Genomic DNA, 652 nt, shown 5'->3' on the forward strand with positions numbered 1-652 from the left:
AGCCTTTAAATTCATCAAAGTCTTTTAAAATGTCTTCTTTTATTGTGCCATGCATCGCGTTCATTTCGTTTTCAATTTGGATTTTTTCTTGATCTCTGTTCATTGCAAGACCTCCTCGTGCAGAATAATGATGTTTTACCTGCTATTGGAGGAGGTTAAACCTGCCGGAAGCCCGGAATGTGTTTTACAGTTTCGTCAGGATAATCGGTTCATCTATTGTGATGACGATCGTGTGTTCAACTTGGGCAACCATGCTTTTATCCGGCGTCTTGAACGTCCAGCCGTCTCCAGCTTCAACAATCGTTTCTGCTTTCGTTGAAATAAACGGTTCAAGCGCGATGACTGTGCCATTTTTGAACAGTGCGTTATCAAACGGATCATAATAGTTCATGATGTGGTTCGGCGCTTCATGCAGGCTTCGGCCGATTCCGTGGCCGGTCAGGGTTTTGATGACGGTAAAGCCTTGAGAGCGTGCTTCATGATAAACGGCTCTTCCGATCTGGTTTTGGCGCTTGCCCGCTTTTGCCTGCTGAAGCCCCTTTTGAAAAGCGTTTTCCGCGCATTGGCAAAGCTTATGAAGGCGTTCTTCTCCTTCACCGAGCACAAATGAGATGCCTGTGTCGGAATAGAAGCCGCCAAATTCAGCGGAGAT

The 652-nt window shown here is 46.0% G+C and carries 1 protein-coding gene and 1 pseudogene; both read right to left on the reverse strand.

The window, feature by feature from the left end:
* Positions 1-103, reverse strand: a pseudogene (locus ACWHAR_RS28240) (DUF3243 domain-containing protein); the annotation flags it as partial.
* 81 nt (positions 104-184) lie between these two features.
* Positions 185-652 (reverse strand): type I methionyl aminopeptidase (map, locus tag ACWHAR_RS28245; protein WP_452088591.1); only part of this gene is annotated, 468 nt, incomplete at its 5' end.

Source organism: Bacillus sp. LR--39, assembly GCF_053613335.1.